At 58.0% G+C, this 11,774-nt stretch carries 5 protein-coding genes (1 of these 5 cut by a window edge); 1 reads left to right on the forward strand and 4 read right to left on the reverse strand.

Annotation, left to right across the window (positions count from 1 at the left end; genetic code table 11):
• Nucleotides 1–2: 2 nt before the first annotated feature.
• Genes C8275_RS10180 through C8275_RS10190 form a run of 3 tightly spaced genes read right to left on the reverse strand, consistent with a single transcriptional unit; the run spans nt 3 to nt 7,222 of the window.
• Nucleotides 3–3,269 carry a SusC/RagA family TonB-linked outer membrane protein gene (locus C8275_RS10180; protein ID WP_106485029.1) on the reverse strand — a complete coding sequence of 1,089 codons (3,267 nt, stop codon included), beginning with the start codon at nt 3,267–3,269 and terminating at the stop codon, nt 3–5.
• A 19-nt stretch (nt 3,270–3,288) separates the two neighbouring features.
• On the reverse strand, nt 3,289–5,550 hold the full coding sequence (locus C8275_RS10185; protein WP_106485030.1) for a fasciclin domain-containing protein: 2,262 nt from the start codon (nt 5,548–5,550) through the stop codon (nt 3,289–3,291).
• A gap of 46 nt (nt 5,551–5,596) precedes the next feature.
• Entirely contained in the window at nt 5,597–7,222 is a 1,626-nt protein-coding gene (locus C8275_RS10190; RefSeq protein WP_234395743.1) for a polysaccharide lyase family 1 protein, read from the reverse strand.
• Between the two features lie 1,056 nt (nt 7,223–8,278).
• Between C8275_RS10190 and C8275_RS10195 the strand changes: the two genes are divergently transcribed.
• The gene (locus C8275_RS10195; protein ID WP_106485032.1) at nt 8,279–10,735 is read left to right on the forward strand and encodes a TIM-barrel domain-containing protein; all 2,457 of its coding nucleotides are present in this window, start codon (nt 8,279–8,281) and stop codon (nt 10,733–10,735) included.
• Nucleotides 10,736–10,849: 114 nt separating this feature from the next.
• On the opposite strand, the gene C8275_RS10200 is transcribed toward C8275_RS10195, so the two are convergent.
• Nucleotides 10,850–11,774: the 3' portion of a DUF362 domain-containing protein gene (locus C8275_RS10200; protein WP_199881917.1), read on the reverse strand. Its footprint extends 152 nt past the window's final position; the window shows 925 of its 1,077 coding nt (coding positions 153–1,077); the start codon falls outside the window, past its right edge; it ends in the stop codon at nt 10,850–10,852.

Consider the following 11,774-nt stretch of genomic DNA (forward strand, 5'->3'; position numbering starts at 1 on the left):
GTTTAGAAGTTTAAGTTTACACCGCAAGTGAACTGGATGGATGCAGGCGTCATCGCCGTATCCTTGGTCAGGGTTGACGAGGGTTTCACTTCCGGATCTTGTCCTGTGTACTTCGTCCACGTGAAGAGGTTGTAACCCGTCACATAGACATCGACCGTGTTCATCCGCAAACGTTGCGACAGGGCTTTCGGGAAGCGGTAAGTCAGTGAAAGCGACTTCAGACGCAGGTAGGAAGCGTCTTCCACGAAACGGTCGGAGCCCAGGTAGTTGTAACCCTGGTTGTAGAGTGCACGGGGGATGTCGGTCTGGTCGCCTTCGTTACGCCAGCGACGCAACACGGCTGTACTCTGGTTGTCGGCGTTGTACATCGCCTCGTTGTCCATACGTGCCTGGTTGACCACGTTCATGCCGTAACGTCCGTAGAAGTTGGCTGTCAGCTTCAGGGATTTCCAGGACACCGTCAGGCCGGCACCGCCGAAGAAGCGGGGTTGCGCACTACCCAGGTAAACGATGTCGTACTGGTTGATGACACCGTCGTGGTTGATGTCCTCGTAGATGGCATCACCCGGGGCAACGACTGCCGTACCGTTCCGCATCACGATGGGCTGGCCCTCGATGTCCTTCATGACGTTGCCTTCCGCATCGCGGGCATAGGTTGCCTCCTTGTTCTGGTAGACACCCAGGTAACGGTAGCCGTAGAAGGAGCCTTGCGGACGACCGACCTCGTTGCGGATGGCGTAGTTGCCGTTGTCGAACGTATATTCTTCGTCGGTCTTGTTGATGGGGAGTTCGGTAATCTTGTTCACGTTGCGGCTGATGTTGAAATAGCCGGACACGCGCCAATCCTTGTTCTCGTACGCCGTGAAGTCGGTGCGGAACTCCCAACCCTTGTTGGTCATCTCACCGGAGTTGTAATACTTCAGCTTGTATTCACCGTAACCGGTTGTCGTCGGTACCTTCACATCCTTCTGCAACAGGTCGCGGGTGTAGCGCTGGTACACATCGAACGTGAAACGGAGTCTGTTACGCAGCAACGAGATGTCCAGACCGGTGTTGTACTCGGTCGTCGTCTCCCATTTCAGGCGGTTGAGCTGCATGGTCGTCGGCTTGATGCCGCTCATGTCCATGTAGTTGTCGCCGGCTTCGAACGCACCGATGTAGACACCCGTACCGCTTGCCGAACGTCCGCTCTGACCGACGCTGAAACGGAGCTTCAGCTCATTCAGCCAGTCGATGTCGCGCATGAACGGCTCCTCGGCAATGTGCCAGGCGAACCCCCCGGCAGGGAAGGTTCCCCAACGCTCGGACTTACCCATCGAGGAGTTACCCTCCATGTTGACCGTGGCATTGAACACATAGCGGTTCAGCAAGGTGTAGTTGAACGCCAGGATACCCGAGAGGGTGCGCTCTTCGGTGTCGCTGGAGGTCAGCTTCTGCACCGTGCTGCCCATGATGGGGTCGGACAGGTCGGACGAGGCGTTACCATAGGTCATGCTGTTGTAGGCTGCCTTCCGGCTGTCCGTCGTACGGAAGATGGCGTTGGCAATAATCTTGTGCTTGTCGGTCCAGTTCTTGATGAACATCAGCTGGTTTTCCGAGTTGATGGAGAGCAGGTCGGACGACGCATCCGTACTCAGGTTCGAGTAGCTGTCGGTCCAGGCAAGGCCCGTGGCGGTCTGCGGGAGGAACTTGCGGTCCTTCTGGTTGCGGATGTTGAGGCTGATGTATGCCTTGTAGGTCAACTCCGGCAGAATCCTGTACTCCACGTTGAAGTTCATCTTGCTCTCGCGTTGCAGCGTGTTGTACTCGCCGTCGTTGGCAAGGGCAATCGGGTTGTAGTTCCGCGCATCATCGGTCTTATCCAACTTCGCGGGAGCCGCATCGATGACGGTACTCTCGGTGTTGTAGCGGGAGAAGTACTGGTCGGTGCGCAAGCCCGTCTCGGGGTCTATATAATAAGGTGACTTGTTCGGCATCTTGCGGAACGCCTCCTTACGGATGTTGAAGTAGTTGTTGTCGCGGTCGGACTGCGTATAGGAGAAGTAGGCATTGAACTTCAACCGGTCGGAGAAGCGATAGGTGATGTCCAACGAAGAGTTCAGACGGTTGAAGCCCGTACCGATGGTCGTACCGCCTTCGTCGAGGTAGCCCAGGGCGAAACGGTAGGTCGCACGCTCGCCACCACCGCTCATCGAGAAGTTGTTCTCCCACGTGTAGGTGTTGCGCTTCACTTCGTCGAGCCAGTTGGTGTTCTGGTGGTACTCGTTGTAGTATTCGAAGTTCGGGTCTTCGCCGATTTCCGGGGTATTGTTCAGCAGGTCGAGGTACGTCGTATTGAAGCCGCTGTAGTTCGCACTGTTCCAGATAGCCTCCTGCAACAGGGCGGTGTACTGGTCGCCGTTCAGCATGGGGATGCTCTCCGGCTCGAACTTGGCGGAATACTTGGTCGAGAAGGAGAAGCGTGTCTTGCCGACCGTACCTTTCTTGGTCGTAATCATCAGGACACCGTTCGCGCCCTTCGTTCCCCAGATTGCCGTGGCGGCAGCATCCTTCAACACCTCGACGGAGGCAATGTCCTGCGGGGAGATGTTGAGCAGGGCGCCCAGGTCGTCGTTGTCGAGGTTGGAGAAGTCGGTGTCATCGCTGATGTCCGACGGATAAGGGATGCCGTCGATGACAATCAACGGGTCCGAGTTGGCATTCAGCGTGCTGGTACCACGAATCTGGATGCTGGCACGTGCACCGGGGTCGCCGCCGCCGAGGACGATGTCCACACCGCCCAACTGGCCCTGCAACGCATCTTCCAGCGAAGTGACCGGCGCAACAGCCACCAGCTCTTCGAGGTTCACCTTCTGTGTGGCGGATACCTGTTCGTGCGAACTGATACCCATCGAGTTCCGGTCAAGACGGTTTGCCGTGATGACCACCTCGCTGACTTCCTGTGTGGCATCGTCGAGCTTGACATCCAGACGGCTCTGTCCGGTGTACTTGATGCGCACCGTCTTCTTGCCGATGTAGGAGATTTCGATGGTCAGGTTCTTTTCGTCGGGGACACTGATGTTGAAGTTACCGTTCAGGTCGGTGATGGCTCCCACCAACGAACGGTTTTGGGAATTGACAATGTTGATGTTCACGCCCACCATGACTTCCGTTTTCCCATTAAAGATTTCCGTCACCTTTCCCGACAGATTCTTTACCTGGGCATCCGCGTCGGTTGCTGCAGCTCCGACAAGAAGGGCGCTCACCAGTAAATATTTCGTTAGTTTCATAAAGCTGTTTTCCGTTAAATCATAAAACATCATCGATCAGATGGAAGCAACAATTCTCGAAGGCGAAGGGGAACTGGTCATAGGTGTCCACCACATGGCAGGTGTTGGACGAGCCTTCCAGCCGTACACTCAGGCGGCTGCCGTCGTCGGTGTAGACCAGCCCTTTTGCTTTCGGCAGATGCGGACGGTACGTGCCGCTCTTCATGTTCGAACCGACATAGGGATAGCTCGTGATGCCGTTGTCGCCCATGATGATGAAATAGGAATACATGTAGTTGCTCAACGCCGTCCGGTCGATGGTTCCGCTGAGGTTGCCGTCGGCATCGAACGTACCGTTGGTGATGCCCGGGATGCGGTTCTCGGCGATGGCCTTCTCGATCGCCTCATTCGTCGGGATGAACGCGATGAAACGTCCGTAAGCCGAGGGCAACAGCATCTCGCCGCTCACCAGGCCCGCACGTTTCAGCAACTGCGAGAAGTGGTGGTAGACGTAGTTCTTGTCGGCACAAATCGCAATGTCGCGGCGGATGTCGGTGCTCTCGCTGGTGAAGATGCCGGCATAGTCGAAGCTGTAGACCGTTCCGTTGCTGGCGGACGTCGTCTTGTGGAATGCCGAGAAGGGCGAGCCGCCGGTGTTCTGCGGGTTCAGCTGACGGTTGAACAACGCGTTGCAGGTGATTTTGCCATCCTTCACGAACCAGTAGTTCCAGCTTTGGCTCAACGGATAGACCTTCTTGCCGGTGGCGGGCAGTTCGCTCGACTCACCCGTGGCAAGGCTGGCGGAGTGCATGTACATGATGCTCTGCTTCTGTGCCGAGTTCAGCGCCACACGTCCGTCTTCACCCTCCTGCTCGAGGTCCTGCGTGCTCTGCACGGTGTAGATGCCCGCTGCCGAGAACTGGTCGACCGTGGGGACGAGCACGACATAGTTTGCCACATCGGACACGTAGTTGCTGTACAGACCCGAGCCGTTCAGGGCATAGAGATAGGACAGCGAGTTCTTGTTCTGGAAAATCGAACCGACCACCGAGCTGAAGGCTGACGGGGTCTCGATGTGGTCGAGCCCGTAGAGAGCGCCGTTGACACACATGATGCGGCGGTCCTTTGCCACGTCGTCGGGGTTGATGTTGAGTTCGGTGCCCGCGCCGGAGACGGGGACGTCGTCGGTGTTCTTCAAGTCGGACGGGAAGAGCATCGAGCCGCTGTAGATGTAGTTGTAGAGGAACATCTGCAACGCCACCTTGTCGACGTCAGCCAGTGACTCATAACCGCCCTTCTTCCAGAAACGCTCGAAGAAGTCTTCGATTGCCTCGTTCGTCGGAGCGAAGATGGTGTAGGAGATGGAGCACAACGACGAGAACGCATACTCCGAGTCCGTCGGCCATTCCATCGCAATGCTGGGCACGCCGGTGTGCGTGTGCTGGTAAAGCTCCTCCACGCCGTACGCCGACGCGTACTTCGTCGTCAGGTCGTTGTTCACCACGTAGGAACCGTAGGAGTCATACAGCTCGAGGTAGGTCGAGAAGTCGGGGTTGTTCTTCAGCTCGGTGTAGAGCGTCTCCAGCGGTTCGAGCACGCGGTCGAGCGTGTAGATGTAACCGTTGTTGGCAATGATGCCGTACTCCTTCACCGACGCGTTCGACACATTGAAGCCCGTGTCGCCCGTCCACGTGGAGTTGGGGTAGAAATACTCGTAGTTCGACTTGGCATCAATCTTCCGTGTGGAGAAGAACTGGCTGGAGAAGACCGGAAGGAAACGTTCGCGGTGATACACCAGCACGTCCTCGCCCGTCGACGGGTTGTGTTCCAGCGTCGGCTCGTCCTGGCTCCGTGTGCGGTGCTTGTAGTAGAGACCCGCATCCAGCTGCGGAGTGCCGTCGTCCGCCACACCGCTGCCCTCCGGACGGAAGTTCTCCAGCATGTCCTTGGTGTAGGAATAGTTCACCAGGTGGAAGCCGATGAGCTTCTTGACTTCCTCCACAGGCATGTCCTTGATGGAGGCATACCCCTTCTCTTCCAGATACGCACGGAAGGCTTCGTCGTCGGGCGCCATGACGGTCATCACACTGCGCCCCTTCAGCATGTTCGTGTAGCCGGCAATGTCGCACCCTTCGAGGAAGATGGAGAAATTGCCATGCTCTCCCGAGGAGAGTACTTCCCACTCACTGCCTGCCACCCATCCGGGAATCTCGTAATGCTCGTCCATCTTGTCTTCACAGCCTGCGAGCAGGAACGGGAAGCACAAGGTGTAGAGCACCTTTCTTAATGTAGCTTTTTTCATTGGGATTGATATTAATTGGTTGTTCAAGTATGTTTCCAGTCATTGTTCAGCGGACGTACTTGTCCGGGTATTCGAGCGAGAAGCAGTAGTTCTCGATGTTCGTGAAGCCGTTCGACGCCACCTTCACGGCATCGGAGGCATCCTGCTTGTTGAGCCCCCACTTGTCCTCCCACTCGTCGGGCATGCCGTCGCCGTCGGTGTCCTTCACGTTGTTCGCCGTGTCCAGCTGTTGCCACGTGTCGGCGATGGGATACTGCGTGGTGTTCCGTGTGTCGCGCAGGATGGTGCCCTTCGTGCCCAGCGACGTCAGCTCGTCAATCATGAACGCGTCCACCCGGTCGCGGCGCGGCAGCGATGCACCCACATGCTGCACCACCCACTCGTAGGCGTCGGCGGCGCTCATTGCCTCCAGCTTCGGGTGGAGCGAGGAGGGCGCGCTGAGGAAGGTCGGACGGAAGCTGTGGAACGTGTCCCAGTTGGCGTCGGTGATTTCCACGCCGTCGAGCACCCCGTTCGTGTTGCTGTCGTAGTAATTGCCCCGGCAGTAGGTGTCAAACCCGTCGTTGCCGCGCGAGAAGGGTTTCGACGGCTTCTCCTTTCTGAGGACCATGTAGTAGCGGCCGTCGCTGCCCGAGGGGATGCACTGGCTCTCGTCGCCGATGATGTCCGGGTCGACCTCGGCAGCTGCCGTGTTGCGCCACACATTGCACGGGCCGGTGATGAAGTAGTTGTTCTCGATGACCGTCGACGAGTGTCCCTGCGAGTCGCCGCCCATGATGTATGCGCCCCCGCTGCCCCAGTTGTAGACCACGTTATTGACATACTGGTTGAGCCCCTTCACCTTGAAGTTGCGCGTGCCGTTGTCGATGAGCAGGTTGCGGTAGATGGTGATGCCCTCGTTGTCGTTGGTCTGGATGAGTCCGCCCGCCGAGTGGTTCATGCAGCCCTGCCCGACGATGGAGTTCTGCAGGGTGATGTTCTGCGGACGGGTTCCCTTGTTGTCGGCGTTGATGGAGAAGCACTCATCGCATCCCCAGGTGAACGAGCAGTGGTCGAAGACCTGGTTCTTGCCCGACGACAGTCCGCCGGCATCGCCCGAGTCGCTTCCGCTGTACTGGCGTCCCATGCGGATGCGCATGTAGCGGACGATGAGTTCCTGAGCACCCGACGAGCTGACCCGCCCGTTGTACAGCTCGATGCCGTCGCCCGGCGCGGTCTCGAAGAGCACCGTCTGGTTGTTCTTGAAGACGTACGTCTCCTTCTTCATGTCGATGACTCCCGCCACGCCGAACACGATGATGCGGTCGGGCTGGCTGATGGCTTCCTTGAACGAGCCGGGTCCGCTGCTGTTGAGGTTCGTCACCCGGTAGAGCGTCGGCTTGCGCGCGGCACGTGCGCCCTTCGTCAGCCGTCCGTGTCCCACACAGCCGGGGAAGGCGTAGGTCGTCTCGATGCCGTAGCCCAGGTCGGGGAACGGTCCGTCGGGTGTTTCCTCGGACGGGAGCTCGTCGTCGTCGTCCACAAAAGTTATCGGCGGGTTGATGGCAGGGTCGATGTCATCTTCGTCAATCGGTTCCGTCTCCGCGCATGCCAGAAACGGCAACATGCCCAGTGCGAGGACCAGGCTCATCCTGCATCCACGTAGTGAGAGATCCATTCTTGTTCCTTTCATTCCTTTAGTCTTTTTTTTCATCATAAGTCTGTTCTTCGATGGTTAGAGTACATGATGTAAACATCCTTTAAGCTTAAAATAGTGGGCAAAGGTGAAAAGAATCAAACAAACACAACTATTAAATTTGATTTTTGAACTTTGAAAAATGATTTTTTTGAGAAAAAAATGCTGTTTTTCCCGCTACCGCCCCCTTCGGAGTGCCCTCTTCGGGGTGTTGCCGCCGCCTTCCGACCAGCGGAAGGCAGGGACGCCGGATCTCCGCCTCCCGCGGATGTTCCATTTATAGAATCCTTTTTTTTTTTACCGGACTTTTTCGCCGCTGTCCGTTGATTTCCCCCGGTCGTCCAGCAGACGGACGCACCGCCTGCCGTCACCCCGGGAAGTCGGCGTCCGTTGTCCCCTATATATAATAGGTGTAGGACAGTCCGCCGACTGCCTGCACTCCCCTCTCCTCCGTCCGTTTCTTCCGACCGACGCCGTATCCCGGAGCAAACGGCACCGCGGGACGCTGGAAACGCCGTATCCAGGACCAAAACAAACCGTGAGGCGTTGGAAATGCCGTATCTTTAACCTTTCAAAACATTTTGATGCTAGATACGATATATCCTTAACCTTTATAAATATTTTGGCATTAGATACGTCGTATCCTTAACCTTGCTAAACATTTTGATGCTGGAAATGTCGTATCCAGAGCCAAAACAAACTTTGGGACGCTGGAAACGTCGTATCCGGAGCCAAAATAAACTTTGGGACGCTGGAAACGTCGTATCCGGAGCCAAAACAAACTCCGAGACGCTGGAAACGCCGTATCCTGCACCAAAACAAACTTCGGAACGCTGGAAATGCCGTATCCGGAAGCAAGGGAAACGCCCGCTCCTCCCCGTCGGCTGACCAAAGACCGCCGGAAGCCGGAAAAGTCAGAAAAACGGACAACAAAATCCCCGTCCGCCTGTTCGCCCCCTCGAAATGCAGGAAACAGGACGGTGACAAGGTTCGGACAAAAAAACTGACTATATTTGTAGGCATTTTATAAAACCTTTAATCCAAAAAACGTTTATGAAGCAATTCAAATCCCTATGGATTGCCCTTCTGCTGCTCTGTCCCGGATGGCTCGCAGCACAGACGGTCAGCCAAACGCCGCACGGCATCAAGTTCACGGTGCCCGACGGAAGCTACACCTGCGAAGTGCAATTCTACACCCCCTCCATCGTCCGTGTCGTGAAATACCCCCAAGCCCAGCTGCCCGAGAAGCCCAGTCCGGCTGTCGTCCTCACCCCGGAGGACACCAGGTTCCGGGTCACTGACGCCGACGCCTCCGTCGTCCTGCGGAGCAAGGCGCTGTGCGTGACCGTCGACAAGCGGACGGCAACGTTGCAGTTCGCTGATGCCGACGGACGGATGCTCCTCACGGAAAACGGAGCCGTCACCTTCCGTCCCATCGAGGAAGGCGTGGACAAAGGCTACTTCCGCGTCCGTCAAGCCTTCCGCCTGGACCCCGACGAGACCATCTACGGACTGGGACAGCTGCAGAACGGCAAGATGAGCCAACGCAACCAGGAGAAATACCTCATCCAGAGCAATGTGGAGGACTTCAGCCCCTTCTTCCAGTCCGTCAAGGGCTACGGGCTCTACTGGGACAACTACTCCCCGACGACCTTTGCCGACAACAGCCAGTCGACCTCCTTCGACTCGGAGGTGGGACTCTGCGCCGACTACTATTTCCTCTACGGCGGCAATGCCGACGGCGTGGTGGCAGGGATGCGCACGCTGACGGGTCAGGCGCCGATGTTCCCGCTGTGGACCTACGGTTACTGGCAGAGCAAGGAACGCTACAAGAGTCAGGACGAGATGGTCGGCGTCGTCCGCAAATACCGCGAACTGGGTGTACCCCTGGACGGCATCATCCAGGACTGGCAGTACTGGGGAAACAACTATCTGTGGAATGCCATGGACTTCACCAACACGCAGTTCCCCGACCCGCAGCGGATGCTCGACGAGGTGCACGGACTGAACGCCCACATGGCCATCTCCATCTGGCAGTCATTCGGTCCCGCCACGAAGCCGTACCGCGAGCTGGCGCCGAAGGGTCTGCTCTATGACTTCAAGACCTGGCCCGCCTCGGGCACGGAAAGCTGGCCGCCCAACCCCGAATATCCGTCGGGGGTACGTGTCTACGACGCCTACTCGCCCGAAGCGCGCGACATCTACTGGAAGTACCTCAACGAGGGCATCTTCAAGTATGGCATGGATGCGTGGTGGATGGACTCGACGGAGCCTGACCACTTGGACTTCAAGCCGTCCGACCTCGACCAGAAGACCTACTTCGGCTCGTTCCGTCAGATGCGCAACGCCTACCCGCTCTACTGCGTGCAGGGTGTGTATGACCACCAGCGGGCGACCACTTCCGACAAGCGCGTGTTCATCCTGACGCGTTCGGGCTATGTGGGCTCGCAACGCTACGGCGCCAACGTGTGGTCGGGCGACATCGGTTCGTCGTGGGAGAGCCTGCGCAATCAGGTCCCTGCCGGACTGAACTTCTCGCTCTGCGGCATGCCTCACTGGAACAACGACATCGGCGGCTTCTTCTGCGGCTCGTACAACAAGAGCTGGAACGACGGTTTTGCCCCGCGGAACCCGCTCTACCAGGAGCTTTACGTCCGCTGGCTGCAGTTCGGCACGTTCACCCCGATGATGCGTTCCCACGGTGCGGACGCTCCGCGCGAAATCTACCAGTTCGGCAAGAAGGGCGAACCGGTGTATGACGCCATCGAGAAGATGATTCACCTGCGCTATGCCCTGTTGCCCTACATCTACTCCACCTCGTGGGAGGTGACGCACCGTCAGTCGACATTCATGCGTGCGCTCGTGATGGACTTCCCCGACGACCGGAAGGTGCTCGACCTGAACGACGAATACATGTTCGGTCCCGCCATCCTCGTTGCCCCCGTGCTGGAGGCACAGTATACGCCCGAAAAGGCAGTCAAGGTCGACGAGCAGAGCGGATGGGACCGCGACAATGCCGGGAAGGCAAAGGATGCCGTCACCGCCACCGACTTCACGCAGAAGAAGTCGACCACGCTCTACCTCCCGTCCGGTGCCACCTGGTATGACTTCTGGACCGGCGAGACGCTGAAGGGCGGACAGGACATCACGCGCGAGACCACGCTCGACCTGATTCCCCTCTACGTCAAGGCGGGCAGCATCGTGCCCTTCGGTCCTGCCGTGCAGTACGCCACCGAGAAGCCGTGGGACAACCTGACGCTGCGCATCTATCCGGGTGCCGACGGCAGCTTCACCCTGTACGAGGACGAGTTTGACAACTACAACTACGAGAAGGGTGCGTACACCGAAGTCCCGATGACCTGGGACGACTCTTCCCGCCGTCTGACCATCGGTGCCCGCCGGGGCAGCTACCCGGGCATGCTGACGAAGCGCCAGTTCACCGTCCGCACTCCCGACGGCAAGGAGAAGACCGTCACCTACACGGGCAAGAAGGTGACCGTGCGCCTCTGACGCATCGTCCGTCCGCATAAAAAAGAACGAAGACACAAGCCTCCCTCCGGATGTTGCCTGTGTCTTCGTTTCTTTTTGTGTTCAGCCGATGTGGACGTTGTGCCCTTCCGCCTGTCAGTCAGCCGACGCCTGTTCCTGCACGAAGGGTTTCAGCCCCTTCACGGCTTCCGCCGGCGTGATGCGCTTGCCCCCGTTGTCGAGGTCGATGAGGATGTAGCGGTCGTTGCCCATGCCCAGCTCCTTCATGTAGGACAACTGACGCAACCCGTGGCGCGTCTCGATGCGTTCCACCAGGTCATGGTGTTCGGCTTCCGTCATGGCATAAATCAAATCGACGCAAGCCTGGTCGAGCGCCAGGATGTCCGTGGAAGAGAGGATGCCGACGTTGGGCGTCACCACCGGCTCGGCATTCACGCCCTCGCAGTCGCAGGACACCGACATGTTGCGCATCACGTTCACATACGTCACCTGCTTGCCGAAGTGGTCGATGACGGCTTTGGTGGATTCCGTCATGCGCTCCATGAATTCCTCCCTGGCAATGTCCCACTGGTTGTCCTGCCCCGGCGTGGTGTGAATCCAAGCCTTGCCGATGCGTCCGTCGGCACAGCCGATGCCGATGTTCTTGTTGCTTCCGCCGAAGCCCCCCTGCGTGTGCCCCTTGAAGTGGGTCAGCACGACCAGGGAGTTGTAGTTCGTCAGGTGACTTCCCACCGACATCCTGTCAAACCACTTGCCGCCCTTCACGGGGAGGGTCAGCGTGTCCTCCTCGTCCATGATGTCGACGGGGCAGAAGGTCCATCCGTTGACCTTCAACGTCTCGCGGTGCTGTCCGGTCGTGTAGCGGTCTCCCTCGTAGTAGGTGTTCGTCTCGACGATGTGCGCGTCGGGCAAATCCTTTTGCAGCAACTCCCTGACCCACTCGTGCGGGATGATGTTGGGTCCGTGCTGCTCGCCGGTGTGTAACTTCACCCCGACCTTCCCGCCGATGTTGGCACATACCTGCTCATACGCCCGGATAAGCCCCTCCGCGCTCAGGTTT

The organism is Bacteroides sp. Marseille-P3684, from assembly GCF_900291465.1.
Taxonomy (GTDB): Bacteria; Bacteroidota; Bacteroidia; order Bacteroidales; family Bacteroidaceae; genus Phocaeicola_A.